At 66.8% G+C, this 23,241-nt stretch carries 17 protein-coding genes; 7 read left to right on the top strand and 10 right to left on the bottom strand.

Annotation, left to right across the window (positions count from 1 at the left end; all coding sequences use genetic code 11):
* Positions 1-11: 11 nt before the first annotated feature.
* A complete protein-coding gene (gene entS, locus BM269_RS00560; protein WP_090434439.1) occupies positions 12-1,235 on the top strand; it encodes an enterobactin transporter EntS in 1,224 nt (407 codons plus the stop codon).
* Here the strand turns inward: entS and pcaD are convergent.
* Positions 1,232-2,023, bottom strand: coding sequence for a 3-oxoadipate enol-lactonase (gene pcaD / locus BM269_RS00555; RefSeq protein WP_090434438.1), 792 nt, complete (start codon positions 2,021-2,023; stop codon positions 1,232-1,234). The two genes, entS and pcaD, sit on opposite strands and share 4 nt — an antisense overlap.
* 103 nt (positions 2,024-2,126) lie before the next feature.
* On the opposite strand from pcaD, the gene BM269_RS00550 reads away from it, so the two are divergent.
* The gene (locus BM269_RS00550; RefSeq protein WP_090434436.1) at positions 2,127-3,032 is read left to right on the top strand and encodes a LysR family transcriptional regulator; all 906 of its coding nucleotides are present in this window, start codon (positions 2,127-2,129) and stop codon (positions 3,030-3,032) included.
* On the opposite strand, the gene BM269_RS00545 is transcribed toward BM269_RS00550, so the two are convergent.
* Positions 2,995-4,119, bottom strand: coding sequence for a branched-chain amino acid ABC transporter substrate-binding protein (locus BM269_RS00545; RefSeq protein ID WP_090434433.1), 1,125 nt, complete (start codon positions 4,117-4,119; stop codon positions 2,995-2,997). The two genes, BM269_RS00550 and BM269_RS00545, sit on opposite strands and share 38 nt — an antisense overlap.
* 183 nt (positions 4,120-4,302) lie before the next feature.
* Positions 4,303-6,471: a coiled-coil domain-containing protein gene (locus BM269_RS00540; protein WP_090434430.1), complete on the bottom strand. Its 2,169-nt coding sequence runs from the start codon at positions 6,469-6,471 to the stop codon at positions 4,303-4,305.
* Between the two features lie 136 nt (positions 6,472-6,607).
* Here BM269_RS00540 and BM269_RS00535 point away from each other — a divergent pair, with 136 nt between their 5' ends.
* Genes BM269_RS00535 through BM269_RS00515 form a run of 5 tightly spaced genes read left to right on the top strand, consistent with a single transcriptional unit; the run spans position 6,608 to position 13,357 of the window.
* Complete coding sequence (locus BM269_RS00535; RefSeq protein WP_057259799.1) at positions 6,608-6,868, top strand: hypothetical protein; 261 nt, start codon at positions 6,608-6,610, stop codon at positions 6,866-6,868.
* A 15-nt stretch (positions 6,869-6,883) separates the two neighbouring features.
* Complete coding sequence (locus tag BM269_RS00530) at positions 6,884-9,163, top strand: catalase (protein WP_090434427.1); 2,280 nt, start codon at positions 6,884-6,886, stop codon at positions 9,161-9,163.
* A gap of 38 nt (positions 9,164-9,201) precedes the next feature.
* Positions 9,202-10,827 carry an MFS transporter gene (locus BM269_RS00525; RefSeq protein ID WP_090434424.1) on the top strand — a complete coding sequence of 542 codons (1,626 nt, stop codon included), beginning with the start codon at positions 9,202-9,204 and terminating at the stop codon, positions 10,825-10,827.
* The gene (locus BM269_RS00520) at positions 10,824-11,957 is read left to right on the top strand and encodes an HlyD family secretion protein (RefSeq protein ID WP_090434421.1); all 1,134 of its coding nucleotides are present in this window, start codon (positions 10,824-10,826) and stop codon (positions 11,955-11,957) included. The genes BM269_RS00525 and BM269_RS00520 overlap by 4 nt, the downstream gene beginning before the upstream one ends.
* Positions 11,954-13,357: an efflux transporter outer membrane subunit gene (locus BM269_RS00515; protein WP_229204444.1), complete on the top strand. Its 1,404-nt coding sequence runs from the start codon at positions 11,954-11,956 to the stop codon at positions 13,355-13,357. The genes BM269_RS00520 and BM269_RS00515 overlap by 4 nt, the downstream gene beginning before the upstream one ends.
* On the opposite strand, the gene BM269_RS00510 is transcribed toward BM269_RS00515, so the two are convergent.
* The 7 genes from BM269_RS00510 to BM269_RS00480 all read right to left on the bottom strand — a co-directional run bounded on the left by BM269_RS00510 (position 13,354) and on the right by BM269_RS00480 (position 23,241).
* The gene (locus BM269_RS00510; protein ID WP_090434418.1) at positions 13,354-13,872 is read right to left on the bottom strand and encodes a hypothetical protein; all 519 of its coding nucleotides are present in this window, start codon (positions 13,870-13,872) and stop codon (positions 13,354-13,356) included. The genes BM269_RS00515 and BM269_RS00510 overlap by 4 nt on opposite strands.
* The gene (locus tag BM269_RS00505; RefSeq protein WP_170860242.1) at positions 13,869-14,651 is read right to left on the bottom strand and encodes an archaeosortase/exosortase family protein; all 783 of its coding nucleotides are present in this window, start codon (positions 14,649-14,651) and stop codon (positions 13,869-13,871) included. Before BM269_RS00505 ends, BM269_RS00510 begins: the two co-directional genes overlap by 4 nt.
* Positions 14,648-16,996: a VIT domain-containing protein gene (locus BM269_RS00500; RefSeq protein ID WP_090434415.1), complete on the bottom strand. Its 2,349-nt coding sequence runs from the start codon at positions 16,994-16,996 to the stop codon at positions 14,648-14,650. Before BM269_RS00500 ends, BM269_RS00505 begins: the two co-directional genes overlap by 4 nt.
* A 90-nt stretch (positions 16,997-17,086) precedes the next feature.
* Positions 17,087-17,551 carry an AraC family transcriptional regulator gene (locus tag BM269_RS00495; RefSeq protein ID WP_090434412.1) on the bottom strand — a complete coding sequence of 155 codons (465 nt, stop codon included), beginning with the start codon at positions 17,549-17,551 and terminating at the stop codon, positions 17,087-17,089.
* A 10-nt stretch (positions 17,552-17,561) separates the two neighbouring features.
* Positions 17,562-20,660: an efflux RND transporter permease subunit gene (locus tag BM269_RS00490; RefSeq protein ID WP_090434408.1), complete on the bottom strand. Its 3,099-nt coding sequence runs from the start codon at positions 20,658-20,660 to the stop codon at positions 17,562-17,564.
* A 9-nt stretch (positions 20,661-20,669) separates the two neighbouring features.
* Complete coding sequence (locus BM269_RS00485) at positions 20,670-21,824, bottom strand: efflux RND transporter periplasmic adaptor subunit (protein ID WP_090434405.1); 1,155 nt, start codon at positions 21,822-21,824, stop codon at positions 20,670-20,672.
* Positions 21,825-21,837: 13 nt separating this feature from the next.
* Positions 21,838-23,241, bottom strand: coding sequence for an efflux transporter outer membrane subunit (locus BM269_RS00480; RefSeq protein WP_090434402.1), 1,404 nt, complete (start codon positions 23,239-23,241; stop codon positions 21,838-21,840).

Raw genomic sequence — 23,241 nt, 5'->3', positions numbered from 1 at the left:
GGAAATAGAGTATGAAATTGTTTGTCGACCTCGGCCTGCTGCGCCGCAACCGCGACTTCCGCAGCGTGTTCATCGCACGCACCATTTCGCTGCTGGGACTGGGCATGCTGTCGGTGGCGGTGCCGATGCAGGTCTACGCCCTGACCGGCGACAGCCTGCAGGTGGGGCTGGCGCTGGCCCTGGAAGGCGGCGGCATGTTCGCCGGGCTGCTGCTGGGCGGCGTGCTGGCCGACCGCTACGACCGCCGCAAGTTGATCCTGCTGGCGCGTGCCATTTGCGGCCTGGGCTTCGTCGGCCTGGCCGCCAACGCCTGGCTGCCCGTGCCATCCTTGTGGGCAGTCTGCCTCCTGTCGGCCTGGGACGGCTTTTTCGGCGCACTGGGCGTGACGGCGCTGCTGGCCTGCATGCCGGCCATTGTGGGGCGCGAAAACCTGATGCAGGCGCGCGCGGTGAGCATGGTCTCGATGCGCCTGGCAACGGTGATCTCGCCTGCCATCGGCGGCATGCTGATCGCCGCCACCGACGTGGGCTGGGTCTACGCCATCGCCGCCATCGGCACCGGCCTGACCCTGCTGCCTTTGCTGCGCCTCCCCACCATGCTGCCGCAGCACGCAAGCGACGAGCATCCCTTGCGCGCATTGGCGGATGGCGTGCGCTTCCTGTCCACCAGTCCGGTGCTGGCGGCGACGGTGCTGGTCGGCACGCTGGTGACGCTGACCACGGCGGTGCGCGTGCTGTTTCCGGCCATGGCGCCCGGTGCGCTGGAGCTGGGCCTGATGTATTCCGCGGTGTCCCTGGGCGCGACGCTGGGCGCCATCATCAGCGGCTGGATCGAGCGGCTGCAGCGTCCGGGCCAGGCCATGCTTGCCGCCAGCCTGGCCGCATTCGCCTGCCTGATGCTGCTGGGCACCCAGCCGGCCTTCCCGCTGGTGCTGGCGTTGCTGGCCTGCTTCGGCTACTGCGTATCCATTGCATCGCTGCTGCAGTATGGCCTGGTGCAGGGCCATACGCCGGACCATTACCTGGGACGCGTGAACGGCCTGTGGGCGGCACAGGATGCGGCAGGGGACTCGCTGGCCACGATCGGCATCGGCCTGCTGGGCAAGCTGCTGTCGGCCACGGCGGGCATCTTTGTGCTGGGCGCCACCGCAGGCGTGCTGGGCCTGGCAATGCTCGGCCTGTGCAAGCGGCTGCGCAGCGTTCCGCTGAACGATCCATCGCTGCCCGCCGCTTAGGAAGGGAAAGGTGAGCGCAGGAAGTCCAGCACGGCTGCGGTGAACTGTTCCGGCAACTCAATGTTTGACAGGTGAACTGTCGGCAGGGTGTGCAGGCATGCGCCGGGGATGGCGGCCGCGATGTCGGCGCCGTGCCGGGCTGAAGTCACGGTGTCGTCGCGTCCGGCAATCACCAGGGTCGGCGCTGCGATCAGCCTGATGGTGCGGCGCAGATCCGCGTCGCGCACCGCAGCCAGGCTGGCGGCCAGGCCCTGGCGCTCCGTTGCCAGCAGCATGTCGCGGAACTTGCCGACCGGTGGGTGCTGCGCAGCAAGCATATGCGGCGGGAACCAGCGGGAAAGGAAGCCTTCGGCTGTGTCGCGCATGTCGCTTGCCGCACGCACGGCCGCGATCTGCTCGTCAAAACCTTCCGGCCCCAGGTTGGCGGCGGTGTTGGACAAGACCAGGCGCTCCAGGCGTTCGGGCGCATGGATGGCCAGCCATTGGCCGATGAAGCCACCCAGCGAGAGGCCGAGGAAGTGCGCGCGCCGGATGCCGAGAGCATCCATCATCTCCAGTACGTCGCGGCCCATGCGGTCGAGGGAGTAGTCGCCGGCCGGCACGTCCGATGCGCCGTGGCCCCGCGTATCGAAGCGCAGTACGCGGAAATGCCGCGACAGTGCCTCCACCTCACCGTCCCACATGTGGTAGCTGGTGCCGATGGAGTTCGACAGGATCAGGACGGGCAGGTGCTCAGCGCCGTCGAAGCGGTAGGCGATGCGGACATTGTCGCCGGTGGTGATATACATGGTAGTGGTCCTTTCAATGGCTGGTTGATGGACCGGATCTTAGCTGCGCCCAGAGTGGAAATATATTATAAAGACCGGTATATCCTTGTAAGAAAAGTGGACAATGAGCACATTCACCCTGCATGACCTGCAATGCTTCGACGCGGTCGCCCGCAGCGGCGGTTTCCAGCCTGCCGCCGAGCTGTTGCATCGTTCCCACCCAGCCGTGCACGCGGCGGTGACGCGCCTGGAGCAGCAAATCGGCCTGCAACTGCTCGATCGCAGCGGCTACCGGGTGGCGTTGACCGCGGCCGGCAAATCGTTTCACCGCAAGGCGCAAGCCACGCTGATGGAAATGGCCGGGCTGCAAGTGCATGCGCAGCAACTGGCAATGGGCGAGGAAGACGAGCTGCGCGTGGTCATCGGCGATATATGCCCGCAGCGCGAAGTGCTGGCAACGCTGGCCGAATTCTTCCGCAACCGTCCGGCAACGCGACTGCATGTGCAGGTGGAGGCGGTCACCGGGCCGATCGAGCGGCTATACGACGGCGATGCGGACCTGATCGTGCATGGCGTGGACCAAAGCGATCCGGGCATCGAATGGATGCCATTGTCGAAAATCCCCTTCGTGCCGGTGGTGGCGCCGGGATTCCTGCGTTTCCCTGTCGGCCGTGCGGTTAAGCCTGCACAATTGCGCGAATATACCCAATGCGTCATCCGGGACACTGCGCGGCATACCCAGGGCAAGGATTACTTCATGGTCCAAGGCGCGCACCAATGCTCGGTGCCGGACCAGCAGATGAAGAAGGAAATCATCCTGCAGGGCCTCGCTTGGGGCCATCTGCCGCGCTTCCTGGTCGAACGGGAATTGGAGGAGGGGTGTTTGCTGTCGATTGCCGGCAGGTACCTGCCGGGCAGCGTGGAGCAATTGGTCGCTGCGCGCCGCAGCGACCGGCCGCACGGGCCGGTCGCGCAGGAATTATGGGAATTCCTCAGAGGCTCGAAATCGGAGACGGCTGGCCGTTCTTGAAGTTGAAGATAGTGACCGGCGAAGACTTCATATCGCCTTTGGCATCGAAAGCGTAGGTGCCGGACACGCCTTTGTAGCTGCCGGCGGAAATGTCGGCGCCAACTTTGGCCGGGTCGATCGAGTTCACCTTCTGCATCGATGCCGCGTACATCAGCACCGCATCGTAGTAGGCCGATGCGTACACGTCAGGTTCCGCATTGAAGCGCTTCTTGAACTTGGCCTTGAAGGCCGGGCCGGAAGCCGCTTTCTCCAGCAGGGCGCCGCCCTGCGCGCACAATACGTTTTCGCCGACGGCGTCGCCGCCCAGCTTACCCATCTCCGCGGTGCAGATGGTGTCGCCGCCCAGCAGCTTGGCCTGGATGCCCAATTGCTTCATCTGGCGCGCCATCGGTGCGCCTTGAGGCGCGTAGCCGCCGAAGAAGATGGCTTGCACGTTCTTTGATTTGAGCTTGGTCAGGATGGAGGTGAAGTCGACCGCCTTGTCGGTGGTGTATTCGTGCCCGGCCACCTGCAGGCCGGAAGCGCGCGCCTGTTTCTTGAATTCTTCCGCCAGGCCCTGGCCGAACGCGGTACGGTCGTCGATCACCGCGACGTTCTTCACCTTCAGCTCATTGGCAGCATACAGTGCCATCTTGGAGCCGAGCTGGGTGTCGCTGGCGTTGATGCGAAAGATGTTCTTGTAACCTTGTTGCGTTAACTTGGGGTTGGTTGCCACCGGTGCGATCAGGGTGCCGGCTTCGTTGTAGATGCGGGAGGCCGGGATGGCGACGCCGGAATTGTAAGGGCCAACCACGTATTTGACGCCCGCATCGGCCAGCTTCTGCGCCGCGGAGACGCCCGCTTTCGGGTCGCCCTGGTCGTCTTCCGACATCAGTTCGAATTTAAGCTTCTTGCCGCCGATGGTGATCGGCTTGGCGTTCAGTTCTTCGACGGCCAGGCGGGCGCCGTTTTCATTATCCTTGCCGGAAAACGCTTGTGCGCCGGACAGTGGGCCGCTATGGCCGATCTTTACCACCATGTCCTGCGCGCAGGCGCCAGCGGCCATTGCCAGCAGCGCCACAGCGCTTACCGAGTGCTTCAGCTTCATCGAAGGGTCTCCCTTTGTTTGTCGATGGCGTGATTATCCACAATCCGGGCGGCGCGGCAAGCCGCACCGCATCATGCCGGATCACGGCCAAGCGACCGATTCGGGACGGCGGCTTCGATTCTGCCGCGTTCTGCCTGGTGGACGATGAAAGCGGCATAGCGCCGGCGCGCACGGCCTTGGCGGTCATGCATTGCTGTCGATGCGGCTGCCGGGGGCTGGTGTTGCGCCCGGACCCGCTGCCAGGGCCGCGGCGGGCGCCGCATTGCCGCGCGTGTCGCGCGGCAGCGCGCCTTCGCCTGGCGTCCCGCCGCCGGTGGCGCCCCCGGCCGTCCCCCCGGCCGCTCCGCCACGCGCTTGCGTGCCGGCGCCGCTATCGTAGCCGGCTGCCGTTTCGGCACCACGCTGGACGGGGCGTGACTGGACCGGGGCGACTGGCGTGGTGGCAGGTACGGCAAGCGGCGGCGGCACGGGCTCGAATGGCGTTGCGGGGGCCGGTGGCCGTCCGGCTGCCGCCGCGATATCGCCGGTACGATAGGCTGCCACGGCAGCAGCGGTGGCGGGATCGGCGGCTTGCTGGCGTTGGGCTTGCAACGATGCCGGGGCAGCGGCGCGGCGTGCCGCGTCGGCAGCCTGGGCGGACCTTTCGGCGGCGGCACTGGCTTCCTGGGCAGCGGCGGCAGCGGCAGTTGTCGTCGCGGCAGTGGCGATGCCGGCGGCCGCCCCCGGCCCAGCTCCTGGCGCGATGCCGCTGGCCGTGGCACCGCTGACCTGGGGACCGGCAGCGCTGATGGCGGCTTCCGGCGGGCGGATTGCGGTGTTGCCTGGCGGGACGGTGCCGGGCGGCGTGGCGGGCGTGCCCGCAGTTGCCGGGGAAGGTGGTGCGCCCGGCGGCGCGATGCTTGCGTTGGCGGCCAGGGCCGCTGCGGCTTGGGCCGCCGCCTGCGCTTCGCGTAGCGCCTGGCGGCGCGCTTCCAGGCGCGTTTCCGTTTGTTCGGTAGCGATGTCCCGGGTGGCGTCGCGCGCCTGGTCCAGGCGTTGGGCAGTCAGGCGGTCCTGCAGGGATAACGCTTCAGTGGTCGCCGCCGCGTCAGCCCGTTCCGCCTCATCGGCGGCCCGCCTTGCCTCAGCGGCTGTCGCGTTGATCTGTGCCTGTCTGGTGCGTGCGGCATTGGCCGCGGCGTCGGCAGCTTGGGCTTCAGGCGTGTCCTGGGGGCCTGCCGCCGCGGGCGCGAGGCGTTCTGCAGCGGCGGCTTGCTGACGTGCCAAGGTCAGGCGGGCGTCGCTGGCAGCGTTGGCGTCCGCTTCGGCGTTGGCGTCCGCGGTCTCCTGGCGGGCTTGGGCCAGGCGTGCGGCCGTTGCAGCGTCAGTTTGGACCTGGATATTGGCGTTGGCTGCCTGCTGCCGGGACAGGGCAAGACGCGCTTCGGTCGCCGCGGCGGCATCCACTTCCGCATTGGCAGTCGCGGCCTGCTGGCGCGCCACGGCAAGACGTGCCGCCAGCAGTTCTTCCGACTCGGTCGTTTCGGCCTGCTCGGCAACCAGGCGGCGCGCCGTGTCGAGGCGATCGGCGGCAGCGCGCTCGGCCCGGGTGCGTCCGAGCTGGCTGGCTTCGGCATCCTGCAGGGCTGCGCGGCGCGCGGCGTCGAGGCGGTCGGCCAACGCTTGCGCTGCCAGGTCTTCCTCGCGCGTACTGTCCAACTGCCGTGTTGTCGCAGCCTGTGCTTCGGCCAGCCGTTGTTGCTGCGTATCTTCGAGTTCATTGGCTGCGAGGGCCTCGCCGGCCAGCCTGCGCGTTTCGGCTGATTGCTCCGCAGCGATGCGCTGCTGGGTGGTCAACTCGGCCAAGTTGGGCGACGGCGGGACAGCGGCTGGCGGGCGGGCCGCCGCGGCCTGCGCAGCGGCATTGGGCTGCAGGGCTGCGGCAGCATTGCCGACAGCGTCGAGGGCCTCGCCCAGCCCGGACAACGCTCGTTGCGGCGCTGCATTGAACGCCGCCGTCAACGCGCCCTCGTCTGTGGACAGGGTGCCGCCGCTGGCAACGTCAATGCCGGCCCGACCGAGCGCCGCTTGCTGGGCTGTCAGGACGCCGGCCAAGGACGGCGGCGCATTGGCATTGAGGTTATCGACCAGTTGCCTTGCGGCCGCCGCAAACGCGGCCGCATCCCCGCCTTCGGCCGCCAGATCGCGCAAGCGCCGCTGCGCCAGCACCAGGTTGGACAGGAACAGCCCAAGCGACGACACCGAGGGCGTGGCCGTGGTGGGAATCGGCGTGGCGGTAGCGGGCGCGAGGCGATCGCCCAGCGTTGGCGGGGTGGCGGCGGTGGTACTGCTGACAGGGTCGATGGGAATCACGCGGCACCTTTCAACGGGGACAACCGCAGGTTGCCAGAATTCGCCCGCGCACATCGTTAGCTGGCGCACGGTGGATGCAGCCGTGCGGCTTTATCTTGACCCTTCCACTGCAACCCTAACGATGAGGAACCCGATCATGGATAACAACATCACCCGCAGCGAAAATCCGGCCAAAGACTTGCGTGCCGGCATGCACAGCACCATCGATAAAGTGGCCGACAATATCACCAGCATCACCGACCAGGTTGGGGCCAAAGGCGACCAGTTGAACGCCGCCTACAAACGCTTTGCCGAATCCGGCCGCAACTATGTGCGCCAAAGTCCCGGCAAATCGCTGCTGGTAGCGCTGGCCGCAGGCTACGCCGTCTCCAAGCTGCTCGGTTCGCGCAAGCACTAAGCCGGGGAGTGCGCCGTGCCCACAAGCAAACCTGACCCGGCTAAACGCGGCGCTGGACTGGCCGCGCGATTTCCCTTCAACGTCAACAAGGCTGCGGAGCATGGCGCGGGCGTTCCGCCCGCCGGCGCCTCTGCCAGCGCTGCGAATCCGGCAGACACTGCCAGCACCGCCAGCGAAAGCGCCGTTTCGCCGAAGACCGGTGCCGGTGTGCCGCCGCAGGGCGGGAATCCCAACAACGAAGCGCTCGACCGGGTGCGCACCGATGCCGGCGGCCGTGCGCTGACGACCAACCAGGGCGTACCGGTTTCCGACAACCAGAACTCCCTGAAGGCCGGCTTGCGCGGTCCCGCGCTGCTGGAGGACTTCATCCTGCGCGAGAAGATCACGCACTTCGACCACGAACGCATTCCCGAACGGGTGGTGCATGCCCGTGGCTCGGCGGCGCACGGGTTCTTCGAGTGCTACCGCGAACTGGCGCAGCTGACGCGCGCCGCGCCGTTTGCCGCCGCAGGAAAACGCACGCCGGTCTTTGTGCGCTTTTCGACCGTGGCGGGCGAGCGCGGGTCGACCGATACTGCCCGCGACGTGCGCGGTTTCGCGGTCAAGTTCTATACCGATGAAGGCAATTGGGACCTGGTCGGCAACAACATCCCGGTCTTCTTCATCCAGGACGCGATGAAATTCCCGGACCTGGTGCATGCGGTCAAGCCCGAGCCCCACCATGCCATGCCGCAGGCCGCCAGCGCGCACGACACCTTCTGGGACTTCGTGTCCCTGATGCCCGAATCGATGCATATGCTGATGTGGGTGATGTCGGACCGCGCGATCCCGCGCAGCTTCCGCACCATGCAGGGCTTTGGCGTGCATACCTTCCGCCTGGTGAACGCGGCGGGGCAGTCGCGCTTCGTCAAATTCCACTGGTTGCCCAAGCAGGGCACCTATTCGCTGGTATGGGACGAAGCTGTCCGTATCTCGGGCGCCGATCCCGACTTTCACCGCCGCGACTTGTGGGAAGCGATCGAGATGGGCGAGTATCCGGAGTGGGAACTGGCGCTGCAAGTCTTCACGGAAGAAGAGGCGGCCCAATTCCCCTTCGACGTGCTGGACCCGACCAAGATCGTGCCGGAAGAGCTGGTGCCGCTGCAGGTGGTGGGACGCATGGTACTGGACCGGAATCCGGACAATTTCTTTGCCGAAACGGAGCAGGTGGCGTTCTGCGCCGCCCACGTCGTTCCCGGCATCGATTTTACCAACGACCCCTTGCTGGCGGGCCGCATCCACTCTTACGTGGACACCCAGATCAGCCGCCTGGGCGGGCCGAACTTCCACGAGATTCCGATCAATGCCCCTGTCGCGCAGGTCCACAACAACCAGCGCGACGGCATGCACCGCCAGGCAATCCACCGCGGCCGCGTAGCGTACGAACCGAACTCGCTGGGCGGCGGCTGCCCGTTCCAGGCCGGCCGCATGGGCTTCATGTCCTTCCCCGAGCCGGTGCAGGAAGACAAGGTGCGCGGCAAGCCGGAACTGTTTGCCGACCACTATTCGCAGGCGCGCCTGTTCTGGCAAAGCCAGACGCCGGCCGAGCAGATGCACATCGCCCATGCCTTCAGCTTCGAATTGAGCAAGGTGCAGGTGCCGGCGATCCGGGAGCGCACCTTGTCCATGCTGGTGAACGTTGATGCCGCGCTGGCCGATATGGTGGCGCTGCGCCTGGGGACCATGGTGCCTGACCCGCAGCCGATGGCCACCACGCGCGCGCTGCCTACTTACCAGCCGTCGCCGGGGCTGTCGCTGATGTCGCGGCCCGGGCAGGCCGGCATCCGTGGACGCAAGGTGGCGATCCTGATCGCGGCCGGTTGCGACGAGGCGATGGTCGATGCGTTGCAGGCCGAGCTGGAAGCACAGGGCGCCGTCACGCGCCTGGTCGCGCCGCATGTCGGCATGGTGGGCGGGCTGGAAGCCGACATGTCGCTGGAAACCGGCCCGGCGGTGTTGTTCGATGCCGTGCTGGTGCCCGATGGCGCTGCCGCTGTCGAAACCCTGGCGGCCAACGCGCTGGCAGTCGAATTCGTGACATTGCAATACCGCCATTGCAAACCGCTGATGGTGGTGGGCGCCGGCGCCAAGCTACTGGCAGCGGCAGGCATTCCGGCCACCCTGCCGGGGGGCGCGCCCGATCCTGGCCTGATCGGCACGGCGCCGGCCGACCTGCAGGCCGCGCTGGCCGCTTTCGTGGCAGCCTTGGCGGGCCCGCGCGTGTTCGACCGGGAGACCGATCCGCCGGTGGTGTAAATGTGGGCAGCCAGGCTTGGCGGGTGTAGACTGATCCAATGGATGAGTATGCCCCACAAAAATGGCTGCCTCACGAGCGTCCGCTGTTGCCGGGCTCTCCCTCCACGCCGCTGCACTCGGCGCCCAAGCGGCTGGCTTTCCTGCTGGTAGGGCTGGTCGTGGCACTGACCGGCGGCCTGGGTAACGCGCTGGTCACGGTCAACCTGGTCTACGCCCAGGGTGCGCTGGGCGTGACCAGCGCGGAAATCCAGTGGCTGCCGGCGGCCTACGTCATGGGCAACGTCTCCATGAATCTGTTGCTGGTGAAGTTCCGCCAGCAGTTCGGCCTGCGCCTGTTCACCGAATTGTTCCTGCTGCTGTATGCCGTGGTCACGGTGGCCCACCTGTTCGTGCACGGCCTGGGGTCGGCCATCGCGGTACGCGCGGCGCACGGCATCAGCGGCGCCGCCCTGACGGTGCTGGGGCTGTATTATGTGCTGCAGGCTTTCCCCGCCCAGCACCGCCTGAAAGGCGTGGTGCTGGGCATTGGCTTTGCACAGCTGTCGCTGCCGCTGGCGCGCATCTTTTCCTCCGAGCTGCTGTCCATCGCCGAATGGCGCGGCCTGTACTCCTTTGAACTGGGAATGGCCCTGCTGTCCTTCGGCTGCGTGTTGCTGCTCAAGCTTCCACCGGGCGACCGCGTGAAAGCATTTGAGAAAATGGACTTCGTGACCTTTGCCCTGTTTGCGCCCGGCGTGGCTTTCCTGTGCGCGGTGCTGGCGCTGGGGCGCACGGTGTGGTGGCTCGAGGCGCGCTGGATCGGCTGGGCGCTGATCGCCTTCATTGTGCTGTTCACGGCGGCGGTGGCGATCGAACATAACCGGCGCAGGCCCCTGCTCAATACTCGCTGGCTGACCACGGCCAGCATGACGCGCCTGGCGATATCGGTGCTGTTGATCCGCGTGGTGCAGTCGGAGGCCGGCGGCGCGGTCGGCTTCCTGCAGGGGATCGGCTTGAACAACGACCAGATGCAAACCCTGTGGCTGGTGGCCCTGCTTGGCTGTACCCTCGGCATAGCGACCAGCGCCCTGATCATCACGCCGCAGCGCCTGCAGCCGATGCTGATGTTCGCGCTGGCGCTGATGGCGGTGGGGGCCTGGATCGATTCGCAGGCGACCAGCCTGACGCGCCCGGAGCAGATGTATTTCAGCCAGTTCCTGCTGGCGTTCAGCGGTACTTTCTTCCTGGGGCCGATCTTCGTGTCGGGCTTTGGCGCCGTGATCGCGCAGCCGTGCAACCTGATCAGCTTCTCGCTGATGTTCTCGATGACGCAGAACCTGGGCAGCCTGCTGGGCGCGGCGCTGGTGGGTACTTTCCAGGTGGTGCGCGAAAAATTCCATTCGAGCCAACTGGTCGAGCACTTGACGCTGCAAGACCCGCAAGTGGCGGCGCGCGTGCAGGCGTTCGGCCTGCCGTCGCTGAGCGGAGCTGCCACGCGCGAGGCCAACATCCTGGCCTATAACGACGTCTTCCTGATGATCTTCTTCGTCGCCTGCGGCACGCTGGCGTGGATGGCGCTGCATCATGCGTGGCAGGTTTGCACGGCCACCCGTGCCGCGGCACCGGTACAGAACGCGCAGACAGGCATGGCGCAGGTTTCTCTTTCCAACTCGGGAGCCCAATGAGCACACCACCACCAGCAAGCGAGACTGCCGCGCCCGAGGCAAGCGCCGTCCCTCCTGCACCCGACCGGCGCGCCCAATGGCTGTCGGGGGTCGGTTTTGCCCTGATCGCCCTGGTTGGTGTGCTGATCGTATTGTATGCGTGGCGCCTGCCGCCATTCACCAGCCCGATCGTGTCGACCGAAAACGCCACCGTGCGCGGACAGGTGACGGTGATCGGCTCGCAATTGCCCGCGTACGTGGCGGAGGTGAAGGTGCAGGACTTCCAGTTTGTGCGCAAAGGCGATTTACTGGTGGAACTGGATTCCCGGATCTACCGCCAGCGCTTCGAACAGGCGCTGGCGCAGCTGGCCGCGCAGAAGGCGGCGCTGGCGAACTGGGAACAGTCGCGTTCCAGCGCCCGGGCCGGCATTGCCTTGCAGGAGGCGGTCCTGTCGAATGCCCAGGCGCAGGCCGCGCGCGCCGCGGCCGACTACGGGCGGGCGGAGCAACTGGTGGGCGACGGTTCGCTCTCGGTGCGCGAACAGGATGCGCAGCGAGCTGCACGGGCGCAAGCGCAGGCGGCGGTCGCGCAGGCCAAGGCGAACGTGGATATCGCCCGGCAGCAAGCGCTGTCCGTCACCGTCAATCGCGGCGCGCTGGAGGCAGCGGTGGCAAATGCGCAGGCGGCGCTGAAGGCCGCCACCGTGGATATGGACAACACGCGCATCACCGCGCCGGCCGATGGGCAACTGGGACAGGTGAATGTGCGGCGCGGCGCCTATGTGGCATCCGGCGCGCAGCTTATGGGATTGGTGCCGCGCGAGATGTGGGTAATCGCCAACCTCAAGGAAACGCAGATGAACGGCGTGCAGGTGGGGCAGGGCGCAACCTTCAAGGTCGACGCGCTGGACGGTGCTACACTGACCGGGCAGGTTGAGCGCATATCGCCTGCCACGGGTTCCGAGTTCGCCGTGCTGCCGGCGGATAATGCGACGGGCAATTTCGTCAAGATCTCGCAGCGGATACCCGTGCGTATCAAGATTGACCAGGGCCAGAAGCTGGCGCAGCGCTTGCGGCCAGGGATGTCGGTCATCGTCAGCATCGATACATCCGCCGTCCTGAACGAAAAGGCGGATGGAGCGAGGCCATGATGCGCAGCGTTGCGAGGTGCGCGGCCCTCGCGTTGGCCCTCGCCTTGGCCGCTTGCGCGGCACGCATTCCGGCACCGGTTGAATCGCAGCTGACGGTGCCCGAGGCTTGGCGCAGCGAGGCGTCCCCAGGTGCGCCCCAGGTGGGGATGCAGCCGGTACTGGAGCGGGAATGGTGGCAAGCCTATGGCGACCCGGCGCTGTCCGAATTGGTGGCGCGGGTTTTGGAGCACAACACGGATGTGCGGCTGGCGCAACTGCGTGTGGCTGAATTCCGCGCGCGGCTTGCTGCAGCCGATGCAAGCCGGGCACCGACACTGGGCGCCACCCTGGCGCCGGTCCGTACCCGCACCCTGGCCGCCAACGGCGTGCCGTACACCACCAGCCTGTTTGCCGGCGAATTCCAGGCCGCGTATGAAGTCGATTTGTGGGGCCGCCTGGCACATGCCAGCGAGGCGGCGGCGCAATCGCTCGCCGCCGAGCGCGCCAACGCGGGCGCTGCGCAGCTGTCGGTGTCAGCGCTGGCGGCCAACGGCTACCTGCAACTGCGCGGGCTTGATGCACAGCTTGAGCTGGCCCGCGCGACGTTGGGCCTGCGCGAGCAATCGCGCCGGCTGGCGCAACGGCAGTTCGAAACCGGCTATACCTCGCGGCTGGAATGGCTGCAGGCGCAGGCCGAGTATGAAGCAGCTGCCGAGCAAATCCCGCAACTGCAGCGGCAGATCAGCGACCAGGAGAACGCCTTGTCCCTGCTGGCCGGCAGCAGTCCTGGCCCGATCCCGCGCGGCAAGGCGCTGGACGAATTGGCCCCGCCTGCAATCCCGGTCGGCCTGCCGTCAACCCTGTTGCAGCGGCGCCCCGACATCGCCCGTGCCGCGCACAATGTTGCGGCGGCGAAGGCCGGCGTGCGATCAAGCAGCGAACAATTGCTGCCCAGCTTCCGCCTGAGCGCCGCCGGCGGGCTGCAATCACCGGATTTCAGCAAGTTCCTGCATGACCCAAGCTACCTTTGGCGGGTTGGCGCTGGACTGGCTGCGCCGGTCTGGGATGGCGGCCGCGTGCAGGCGCAGACCGACGCCGCCGCCGCACAGCGCGATCAATCGCTGGTCGCTTACGTGCAGGCGGTGCGCGTGGCGCTGGTCGAGGTGGAGAACAGCCTGACTGCCTTGCAGCGCCTGCAGGAGCAGTCGGTGCAGAATGATGCGCGCCGCGCGACGGCAGCCGAGACGCTGCGCATTGCACGCAACCGCTATCGCAATGGCTACGCGTCCTACCTTGAAGAACTCGATGCGCAGCGCACGCTGTTCAACGCCGACGTAACACGCTTGCAGTTGCGCAGCCGCTGGCTGGGCGCCAGCGTGGACTTGTACCGTGCGCTGGGCGGCGGCTGGGCCGGCGACTAGTTGCCGACGTTCTGCGCAACGGTGATGGCCCACCACGGTCCATTGGTCTGGCCCAGTTGAGCCGCCCAATACCAGGCCGAGACGTCGCTCCACTGACCACCATGGCCATCGGCAATGCGTTCCCGCACCTCGAGCTTTTGCGTTCCCCGCATCGCGATGAAGCCGGACCAGCGCTCGGCATCGGCTATTTTTACCGGCTGTAAGGTGAGCTGGTAACCGTTCGCCTTGAAACAGTCTGCGCTCGCATGGAGCTTGCGTGTGCCCTGGTCCACCCAGCGGATCACGACTTCCCGCTTGCCATCGCTAAAGCGCCCCACGCGGCCCGGAAAGTTCTGCTGGAAGCGGGCCTCGATCGCGGTAAGCGGGAGCGGGGTAAGCTTTCTGCCCTCGAAGCTTGCGGGCCACCCCGGGAAGCCGGCGGCGACGGTGCCGCTTGTGCTGCCGTCGAAAGCCAGTGGGGCGAGGGCGGACAAAGCGCAAAGGGTGGCGAAGGTAATGGTCGCAACGGATCTCATGCTGCACGCCTCTCCATGCGGTGGGTCATGAACAGGATGCCGGCACCCGCCGCGGCAAAGCTGACGACGCCGATGGCTTCGTGGGCCGATGCGGGGAGGTGTACGATGCCAGCCTCCATATAGAACAGCGCCGCGGCGCGGATGGCGTTGGCTGCGACGACGGCGGCGATGGCCAGCATCAGCGCGACGGCCGTGCGCAGCGAGGACAGCCGGACAGCGCCTGCCAGTGCACCTGCCAGCAGCAGGCCGGCCCACAGCATTTTCACCCCGCTGCAGGGGGCGTCGATGGAGACCAGCTGCCCTTGCCAAGCCAGCATGGCGCCTTCGCGCGCTACGGCGATGCCGTTCATGCGCAGCAGGAACGCGGACAGGTCACCGGCAAGCACGCGCAGCGGATATCCCAGGTAGAACTGCAAGGTCGCGGAGAGCGGCAAGGCCAGGATGCACAGCGTGAACAAGGCCACGTCGAAACGCTTGCCCAGCCGGAGGCTGCTGGCTAATGCGGTAATGGCCAGCGCCAGAAGCGGAGAACGCGCCGGCGCCGGCACCTGGCATGCGGTTGCCGCAAGATATACGGCAAGGCAAGCGCAGGGCAGCACGAGCGGGCGGGCCAGGGCTTCACGCGCTGGCGCCAGCACGATGATGGCCGCCGCGGCGGCCGCCAGCAGACCGGCGCAGTCGTTCGAACCGTCCAGTGTTCCTGCGACAAACCAGCGCAGGACGGGCCAGCACGCCAGGCATAAGGCGGCCAGCAGCAGGGCAAATGGCGGCAGCTTCATTGGGTGCGGAAGCGGCGATACCAGGCCAGCATGAGAGTCGCCACCAGTATCATCGCCCAGGTCTCCGGTTCCGGAATGGTCGGCACGCTGCCAGGCGGCACAGGCTCCAGGCCGGCATCCTTGTACTGCTCGCGCGTTTCCAGCACGACGGCGCCCGATACGGAAGTGACCAGCTGGTAGCGCGTGGCCAGCGCGATAGCAGCCGCACTCCGGCCCGGATCGAGGCTCATGGCGGCGACTTCGTCGGCCGCCCACAGCCGCGCCAGGTGCGGGGAGGTGCGGCTGGATTGAGCCAAACCATCGCCGCTGCGGCGTTCGCGTAGCATGACCGTTTGCGCCGCGCCCGGCTGCCATTGCGCAAACAGCTTGTCCAGGTCCTCGCGCAAGTTGCCGAAGCTTGGTACGGCGTGTACGCCCTTGAGCTGTTGCGCAATCTCGTTTGGCCCACGCTCCACGGCCAGCTCATACACGGCGACCTGGTTTGCCCGGCGCTCGAAGCGCTGCCGCAAGGCAGCCGCCGAGCGGGATGCCAGGGGCTGTGCGCCATGAATCCATACGATCGCCCCGCGTGAGGACATGCCGGCCCAGTCCCATGCCGCACCCAGCGCGTCACTGTTATCGCGCCCGCCGGCGAAGTCCAGTTGTGCGAGGTATTCCCGCGTGGGGAGCGAATTGCTGCCGTCATGGAGGAACAGCGAAGGTGTTTGATCGCCGGCAAACACCACGGCCAGCTCGGTGTTTTTGGGGAAGGAAGCCAACGCGTCAAGCAATTGGCGCTTGCGCTGCTGCATTGAGGACGAGCCGTCGATGACGACTGCCACGCGCTGCGGCGGCATGGCGGCCGCTTCGCTGGATACCTGGACGACGACCTTGCCGTCAGCGCTTTTGTCGTCGGTGCTCCAGGCCAGCGGTGCGGGCCGGGCGCCGGGCGCCCAGACCGTATGCATGGGCTGCGCGGGCATGGGTTCCTGCAGTTGGCCGCGCACGGCGTACAGGCCGCGAGGACCGGCTTGCGCGATCAGCCCAGGGCTGCCTTTCAACGGCGCCGTCGATTCGAACCAGATGGCATGGCGCAACTCCGCTGCCAGGTCGAAGTTTCGCTCGCTGAACGCCGGCAACTGCAGATGCATGGCTCCCTGGCCTGGAGGAGCCATGGGAATGGTGATACCCAGGCGGATCTTCATGTCGCCCGATGGCGGAATCGGGAACATCTGCACCAGGATCCGATCGTTCCCCGCTGTGGTGACCAGCAGTGGATCGCGCCGCTGGCTGACCACCTTGGCGTAGGCTTCGCGTACCTGGGCGCGGCCGCCGAAAGCGGCCTCACGCTCTTCGCCGTCGATCCACAGCGTCGCGCGGGATACCACGGCGCCAGGCGGCAGGACGACTTGGGCCCGGCCTTCCTGCTGGCTTGGCGATTTGTTGTGGAACTCCATGGTCCATTCCATATAGCCCAACGCGGCATCGGTATCGATCGATCCATCCATGCGCGAGGCGACAAGCGCTACGTCGTTGACGCGTTGGCCCACGTTGGCGCCACCCAGGTCATCGTCGAAGGTTCGCTCCCACTCACGCATCGAGCGCCGCGGCGGGGCGGGATGGGAATTGAAGACGGTTCCTGTCACCTGGTAGAAGGTGGTGCGGGCTTGCTGCGGGTCGCTCTCCGTCCGGCTTGCGAACAAGGTGCCAAGCAAGTCCGTCGCCTGTCCTCCTTGCTGGTAGCACAGGCGCAGCATCAAGTCCTCATCGCCTGCTTTGCGCAGGAGCTGAATGCCGCGCAGCTGCGTCTCGGCGGAGTCCGATGCGGCCATCTGCATGCCGATACGGGTCAGGGTGGAGGGGGCATCAAGGGCCAGCAACGCCAAGCATGCAAGCGCCATGCCTCGCCATAGCTTGCCGGGTGCCTTCCCGCTGCCATTCCTCAATGAATTCCGGGCGAGGAAGACGCATGCCACGGCAAACATTGGCGAAAGGCCGAACAGGCCAATGCCGAAGGCGATGATTCCGATTGCAGCAATGGGGGATATCGGCAAGAACACCAGGCTGTAAAAAACCGCGACCCCGGCCGAGAAAGTATGCAGCAGGCCCCAGCCGGGCGGCAATGCCTCGCAGCGCATCAGGGCCCTCAATAGCCGCACGTTTGCCACCGGAATCGTGGCGTACAAGGCGAAATGAATCGGCGTGGGCAGGGGATCGAAGAAGATCTGGCGGCACATGCCGGTGACCGATTCGAACAGCAGTGCGACGGCAGGCAGCAAGACCCCGAACAGCGCGACAAAAGCGATGGTTGCGCGGGGTATGCGGTACGGGGTTGGCAGGTCTTCTAAGGCGGCTTTCGCTGGCATTGCGCTTCCAATGGTCGATAGTGGAAGCGCAATTGTGGACGGCGAATATGCGTTGATTATGTGTTTCGTGTGAAGCTGCCGGCCGGCAGCCTAGTCGATGGGGATGAAGAGCTCGCAGGCGAACTCGCCCGATTGCGGGTCGGCGCGGAAGTCGGCCGCGTAGCGTTCGAAACAGGGACCGGGGCGCGATGCCAGTCCTGCCGCGGGCAAAGCCTCGCTATAGAAAGCTTGCCACACCTCGCCAATGCCGGACGGCGCGCCGTAATAATCCACCACCGCGTAGCGGCCGCCTGGGATGGTTGCCAGTGCCGCGGGCGGCGGCGCCGGATCATCGTGGCCGATTTCGACGCAGGCGTCGTAGCGGCACTTCTCAGGCGGCGTGATGCCGGGGTCGTCCATCGCGACGCCGTAGGTGACACGCTGCGCCAGGCCATTGGCCTGCATCCACGGGCCCACCACGTCGCGCCAGAATTCTCCCAGCGCCGGGCCGAAGGGCCCGGTGTGGCGCAGGTAGGCTACCCGGGCAGGTTCAATTTCCACAGCGCGGACTTTCATGGCAGGCTCCTTATTCGGCGATGGGCGCCGGTGCGTGCTTATGCGGTTTGCGCAGCTTGTGCACGATGCGCTTAAATAGGTGCTCGGCATCGTCCACATAGGTGAATACGGCCGGCACCACCAGCAGCGACAGCAGGGTGGAGGTGATCAGGCCGCCGATCACCGCAATTGCCATCGGCGAGCGGAAGCTCGGATCGGCGCCCCAGCCCATGGCCAGCGGCATCATGCCGGCGCCCATGGCGATGGTGGTCATCAGGATCGGGCGGCTGCGCTTGTGGCAGGCGTCGACCAGCGCATCGAAGCGGCTCATGCCCTCGGCCCGCGCCAGGATCGCATAGTCGACCAGCAGGATCGAGTTCTTGGTCACGATCCCCATCAGCATGATCAGGCCGATCATGGACGGCATCGACAGCGCTTTCTGCGTCACCAGCAGCGCCACGAAGGCACCGCCGATCGACAGCGGCAGCGCGGCCAGGATGGTCAGCGGCTGCAGGAAGTCGTGGAACAGCAGCACCAGCACGCCGTAGATGCACAGCACGCCGATCAGCATGGCGATGCCGAAGCTGGCGAACAGGTTCTGCATCTCCTGCGTGTCGCCCAGTTCCGCGCGGGTCACGGTTGGCGGCAGGTTTTTCATCGACGGCAGTTGGCGCGCTTCCTCGTCCAGTTCACCCAGCGAGCGGCTGCCCAGCTCCACGTCCAGCGTCACGTTGCGGCTGCGGTTCAGGCGGTCGATCTGGGCCGGGCCGGACTCCATCGTGATGGTGGCGACATTGGCCAGCATCACCGGTCCGTTGCGGCCAGGAACCGTCAGGCGCCCGATGGCATCGAGGTCGGCGCGCACGCTGTCGGGCAGCTTGACGCGGATCGGCACCTGGCGTTCGGCCAGGTTCATCTTGGTCAGTTCGAAGTCGTAATCGCCGGCGGTGGCCACGCGCACCGTTTCGCCAATGGCGTTGGCGGTCACGCCCAGGTCGGCCGCCTTGGCAAAGTCGGGGCGCACGATGATCTCAGGACGCACCAGCGAAGCGCTGGAGCTCACGTTGCCGATGCCTTGCAGGGTGCGCAGGTCGCGCTCGACCTTGCGCGCCGATTCGATCAGCGCCACCGGGTCTTCCGAACGCAGAACCAGCTGCATCTTCACGCCGGTGTCCGGCGGTCCGACCGTGAAGCGGGCGCCGGGCAGGATGGAGAGTTTTTCGCGGATCATGTCGTCGATCTGCGGCATTGACTCCTTGCGGTCATTGCGGTGCCTGGTGGTGATGGTCAGCACCGCGCGGCGCGCTTCGGCCGCGGCCCCCGGCGCAAAGGCGTCGCCCGACGAGCCGCCGCCGATGGAGCTGAATACATTGGTCACCGGCTTCACTTCCATGATGGCCAGGCGCGCCCGTTCGGCAATGGCGCGGGTCTCGGCCAGGGTGGAGCCCGGCGGCAGTTCCAGGTTGACCATGGTCTGGCCGCGGTCCGCCGGCGGCACGAAGCCGGTCGGCAGCAAGCCTACCAGCATGATCGAGCCGGCGAAGAAGGCGCCAGCCGCCAACGCCGTCTTGCCGCGGTTGCGCAGGCACCAGCGCATGGTCGTCATGTAGCGCTGCATGATCCAGCCGTCTTCGTGCTGCGGCTTGTCGGTCGCTTTCAGCAGGTGGGCCGCCATCATCGGGGTCAGCAAGCGCGCCACGACCAGGGAAGCCAGCACCGCCAGCACGGCGGCCCAGCCGAACTGCTTGAAGAATTTGCCGGGAATGCCGCCCATGAAGGCGGTCGGCAGGAACACGGCGACCAGGGCAAAGGTGGTGGCAATCACCGCCATGCCGATTTCGTCGGCCGCTTCCATGGCCGCCTGCATCGGCGTTTTACCCATGTGCAGGTGGCGTTCGATGTTCTCGATCTCCACGATGGCGTCGTCCACCAGCACGCCGACCACCAGGGCCAGCGACAGCAGGGTCACGGTGTTCAGCGTGAAGCCCATCCAGTACATGCCGAGGAAGGCCGGCAGTACCGACAGCGGCAGCGCCGATGCGGCCACCAGCGTGGCGCGCCAGTCGCGCAGGAACCACCACACCACCAGCACGGCCAGGATGGCGCCTTCGTACAGCAGTTCCATCGAGCCGGCGAAGTTTTCGTCCACCGGTTCGGCGTTGTCGATCGATTGCGTGATGTCGATGGTCGGATGCGCCTTGCGCAGTTCTTCCACCGCGGCGCGCGCATCGGCGGCAACCTGGGTTTCGCTGGCGCCCTTGGTGCGGAAGATCTCGAAGGCGACCACTTTCCTGCCGTCCTGGCTTGCTTCGGAACGCGGCTCGGCAATGGTGTCGGTCACGTTGGCCACTTGCTCAAGACGAATGTGGCGGCCGTCGCCCAGCGGGATGTCCATCTGCGACAGCTCCTGCGCGCTTTTCACAGTGGCGATGGTGCGCACCGATTGCTCGGCGCCGCTGATATCGCCGCGCCCGCCCGGTGCTTCCTTCTGCACCTGGCGCAGCATGCGCGACACGTCCAGCGCCGACACGCGCAGGGCGGCCATGCGCTCGTCATCCAGCTCGACGCGGATTTCCCGGCTCACGCCGCCGACCCGCTTGACCGCGCCGACGCCTGGCACCGACAGCAGCTTCTTGGAGACGGCATTGTCCACATACCAGCTCAGGTCGGCGTCGTCGACCTTGGTGCCTTGCTTCGGCGCGACGGTGAAGGCCAGGATCACGCGGCCGGCGGTGGAGACCTTGCTGACCACGGGGTCGCGCATCTCGCCGGGCATGTCGGCGCGCACCTGGGTCACGGCGTCGCGCACCTCATTGACCGCGTCGGACAGGTTCTTCTCGAGGATGAATTCGACGGTGATGGTGGCGGTACCGTCCAATACCTTGGAATAGATGTTCTTCACGCCTTGCAGCGTGGCGACCGAATCCTCGATCTTGCGCGCCACCTCGGTCTCCAGCTGGGCCGGCGCGGCGCCGGGCAGGGAGGCGGAAACGGTGACGATCGGCAGTTCGATGTCGGGGAAGTCCTGCACCGGATTGGCGCGGTAGGCCATCCAGCCTGCCAGCGACAGCAGGATGAACAGCATGATCGCCGGAACCGGGTGCTTGATGGAGAGGGCTGAAAAATTCACGGCATCTCCTTAGCGGGCCGGCTTGGCCGGCGTGGCGGCCTGCGCCGGCGCGCCGACGTTGCGCACCAGGTCGCCGTCGTTCAGGAAGCCCGCGCCGGTAGCCACGATCTGCGCATCGGGCGCCAGGCCGGACAGCACTTCGATGCGCTCGCCGATGCGGCGGCCCGGCTGCACCTTGACCTGGCTCACGCGCTGGTCCTGGTTCAAGCGGAACACGTAGCTGAACCCATCGCGCACCGTGATCGCCTGCTGCGGCACGGTCAGCGCATCGGAGGCGCCCAGTTCGAACTGGCCGGTGGCGAACATGCCGGCCTTGAACGGGGCCTGCTTGCCGTTATTCGGCGGCAGGTCGACATACACCAGGGCCGAGCGGGTCTGCGGGTCGATGGTCGGCGCCACCATGCGCACCTTGCCGGTCAATTCGCTGCCATTGGCGGCCTTGATGAGGGCATTGCCGCCGACCTTGACGTTGCGCAGGTCGGCGGCCGTGACTTCGGCGCGCCATTCCAGGCGGCCCTGGCGGATCATGCGGAACAATTCGGTGCCGGGACCGGCGACCGCGCCGACGGTGGCGCTGCGGGCCGAGATCACGCCGGCGTCCGGCGCGACCACCTTGGTGTAGCGCAGGCGCAGTTCGGCCGAGGCCAGCATGGCCTTGGTGGAGGCGGCACGCGCCTTGGCGGTGGCTTCGGCCGTGGTGTACTGGCTGATCTGCTGGGCGCTCAAGGCGCCGGTGTCTTCAATCGACCGAGCGCGGTCGGCATTGGCCTTGGCTTCGGCGGCGGCGGCTTCCGCTTCCATCAACGCAGCCTTGGCTTGCGCCACTTCCGCCTGCGGGGTTTCCGGCGCAAACACGGCCAGGACTTCGCCCTTGTTGACCACGTCGCCGACGTTCACCTTGACGTCGGACAGGCGCAGGCCGTTCGATTCGCTGCTGATGATTGCTTCCTGCCAGGCGGCGACGTTGCCATTGGCGGTCAGGCGGATCGGCAGGCTGTTTTTTTGCGGCCGGACCGTGGTCACGGTCAGCGAAGGCTTGGCGGCGGACGGTTTCTTGTCTTCCGCCATGGCGGACGGCGCCTGCGCCAGGGCGGCCAATGCCGCGGCAAAGGCGATGGCATGCTGGACGAATGCTGCGGAGGGAGTGCGGTGCAGTGGTTTCATAAGTTATCCAATCTCATTGCGCTGCGGGCGCGGTCCAGCCGCCGCCTGCTGCACGGTACAGGGCGATCCAGGCGGCGCTGCGTTCGCGCTGCAGGGTCACTACTGTGTTTTCTGCGGCCAGCCGCGTGCGGCGGGCGTCTTCCAGTTCTATCAGGCTGGCCAGCCCGTTCTTGTAGCGTTCTTCGGTTGCGGTGAAGAAGGTGCGATAGCCGTCCAGCGCGGTCTGCGCGTCCGCGGCACGCTCCTGAGTGCTTTGCAGCGTCACCAGCGCCTGCTCCACTTCCGACACGGCCTGGCGCACGCTGGCCTTGTAGCCCGACACGGCGGCGTCGTAGCGGGCGCGGGAAGCCTCCACGTTGGCGCGGCGCACCCCCCAGTCGATGATCGGCAAGGTCATTTGCAAAGGGCCGATGGTCCAGACATTGGCGGTGATGTCCTGGCCCCCGGCATGCAGGCGGCCGCGCCCGATGGAGCCGGAAAGGCCCAGGCGCGGCAGGCGCTCGGCGCGCGCGCTGGCGACGTCGTAGCTGGCCGCCGCCACTTCACGCTCGGCGTTGAAAACGTCCGGGCGCTGGGCCAGCACCTGGGCCGGCATCGAATCGACGGCCACGCCGGCCTCCGGCGACAGCACGGCATTGGCCGCGCTGTCGGCCAGGCGTGCGCGCAGCTCCGGTTCAGGCATGGCGGTCAACGCCACCAGCACTTTCAATTCGTTGTCGCAGGCGGCACGCTGGGCCACCGCGCGGCTGTTGCCGTCGGCGGCGCTGGCGCGGGCCAGCGCGTTGGCGGCCGTCGACTGGAAGCCGGCCTTGGTGGTGATGTCGGTCAGGCGCGCCGTATGGGTGCGCGAGGCGGCGTCCATGCGCGCCACCGTCAACAGCTTTTCGCAGGCGCGCAGGCTGTAATACTGGTTAGCCGTCTCGGCTGCCACGCTGACGCGGGCTTCATGCCAGCCTGCCTGTGCGCCTTCATGGCGCGCAATCGCCGCATTGCGGCGCGCACGGCCGCCGCCGAACAGGTCGATTTCCCACTGGGCCTGGGCCAGCAGCTGGGTGGTGGTATTGGTCGGAGCGCTGGCGGATTGCTGGCTCATGCGGGTGGAACTCAGCACCCCGGTCAGCGACGGGGCCAATGCGGCGCCCGCTACGGCGCGCTCGGCACCAGCCGCGGCGAAACGGGCCTGGGCGCTGGCAATGGTGGGGCTGGCCGCCTGGGCCGCTTCAATCAATTGCACCAGCAGCGGGTCGGACTGGCGCTGCCACCAATTGGCCAGTTCACCGGTGCTGCCGTTGTGCGGCAGGGGCGCCTGCCACTGTTGCGGCGCATCCGCCGCGACCTTGTTCGCCGGTCCGGTAATGCCGCAGGCGCCAAGCGCCAGCATGGCCACCACCGATAGCGGGACCTGATATCTCTTCAT

The sequence above is a fragment of the Duganella sp. CF458 genome (assembly GCF_900113115.1).
Taxonomy (GTDB): Bacteria; Pseudomonadota; Gammaproteobacteria; order Burkholderiales; family Burkholderiaceae_D; genus Rugamonas.
The sequence above is the reverse complement of the archived record's forward strand: the minus strand, read 5'-3'. Positions and strand labels throughout refer to the sequence as shown.

Coding starts and splice junctions, on each gene's coding strand:
- entS (WP_090434439.1), top strand. CDS start 12: ATGAAATTGTTTGTCGACCTCGGCCTGCTGCGCCGCAACCGCGACTTC.
- pcaD (WP_090434438.1), bottom strand. CDS start 2,023: ATGTATATCACCACCGGCGACAATGTCCGCATCGCCTACCGCTTCGAC.
- BM269_RS00550 (WP_090434436.1), top strand. CDS start 2,127: ATGAGCACATTCACCCTGCATGACCTGCAATGCTTCGACGCGGTCGCC.
- BM269_RS00545 (WP_090434433.1), bottom strand. CDS start 4,119: ATGAAGCTGAAGCACTCGGTAAGCGCTGTGGCGCTGCTGGCAATGGCC.
- BM269_RS00535 (WP_057259799.1), top strand. CDS start 6,608: ATGGATAACAACATCACCCGCAGCGAAAATCCGGCCAAAGACTTGCGT.
- BM269_RS00525 (WP_090434424.1), top strand. CDS start 9,202: ATGGATGAGTATGCCCCACAAAAATGGCTGCCTCACGAGCGTCCGCTG.
- BM269_RS00520 (WP_090434421.1), top strand. CDS start 10,824: ATGAGCACACCACCACCAGCAAGCGAGACTGCCGCGCCCGAGGCAAGC.
- BM269_RS00515 (WP_229204444.1), top strand. CDS start 11,954: ATGATGCGCAGCGTTGCGAGGTGCGCGGCCCTCGCGTTGGCCCTCGCC.
- BM269_RS00510 (WP_090434418.1), bottom strand. CDS start 13,872: ATGAGATCCGTTGCGACCATTACCTTCGCCACCCTTTGCGCTTTGTCC.
- BM269_RS00505 (WP_170860242.1), bottom strand. CDS start 14,651: ATGAAGCTGCCGCCATTTGCCCTGCTGCTGGCCGCCTTATGCCTGGCG.
- BM269_RS00500 (WP_090434415.1), bottom strand. CDS start 16,996: ATGCCAGCGAAAGCCGCCTTAGAAGACCTGCCAACCCCGTACCGCATA.
- BM269_RS00495 (WP_090434412.1), bottom strand. CDS start 17,551: ATGAAAGTCCGCGCTGTGGAAATTGAACCTGCCCGGGTAGCCTACCTG.
- BM269_RS00485 (WP_090434405.1), bottom strand. CDS start 21,824: ATGAAACCACTGCACCGCACTCCCTCCGCAGCATTCGTCCAGCATGCC.
- BM269_RS00480 (WP_090434402.1), bottom strand. CDS start 23,241: ATGAAGAGATATCAGGTCCCGCTATCGGTGGTGGCCATGCTGGCGCTT.